Origin of the sequence: Bradyrhizobium sp. BRP23, from assembly GCF_020194135.1 — a bacterium.
GTDB lineage: Bacteria > Pseudomonadota > Alphaproteobacteria > Rhizobiales > Xanthobacteraceae > Bradyrhizobium > Bradyrhizobium yuanmingense.
The window spans coordinates 1-550 of the sequence record NZ_JADYVW010000057.1; the positions used below are offsets into that span (position 1 = coordinate 1).

The window sequence follows — 550 nt, forward strand, 5'->3', positions numbered from 1 at the left end:
TGAAGATCGCTTTCCGCCAGTTCAGCTGGAGCCGACACATACGCGACCAGACGCCGCGATTCGGCTTGCGCCTCCGACCCAGCTATATCTCGCGCCGTAAGCTTTACACCTGCGCAGACAGAGGCGAGTGCGACGGCGCCATGCACCGAAGGATGAGCGGACAAACGAGCTTCGATTTCTCCCAGCTCGATTCTGTGCCCGCGACTTTTAACCTGACGATCCCGTCGACCGAGACATTCCAGAAGCCCGTCGGAACGAACGCGCCCAAGATCACCTGTCCGGTATAGGCGCCCGAACGACGGGTCGTTTGAGAACGGGTTCGGCCCAAACGCATTCTTGGTGCGGACATGGTCATTGACGTAACCGGCAGCGACACCGACGCCGCTAACACAGATTTCGCCGACTTCTCCTACACTGCAGAGCCGTGGTCCGTCCGCGACATAAACCTCAACGTTTTGAATTGGCCTGCCGATCGGCACATAAGGCTCAGCCAGCGCAGGCGGAACGGAAACCAGATGATGCGTCACGCCGTCGGCGCACTCGGTCGGCC

General features: G+C 60.2%; 1 protein-coding gene and 1 pseudogene. One reads left to right on the forward strand and one right to left on the reverse strand.

Annotated elements, in window-relative coordinates:
- Window positions 1–287 (forward strand): hypothetical protein (locus I6F24_RS37880; RefSeq protein WP_346656956.1); only part of this gene is annotated, 287 nt, incomplete at its 5' end.
- A gap of 132 nt (window positions 288–419) precedes the next feature.
- Here I6F24_RS37880 and I6F24_RS37885 read toward each other — a convergent pair.
- A pseudogene (locus I6F24_RS37885) lies at window positions 420–527 on the reverse strand (hypothetical protein); the annotation flags it as partial.
- Between the last annotated feature and the right edge of the window lie 23 nt (window positions 528–550).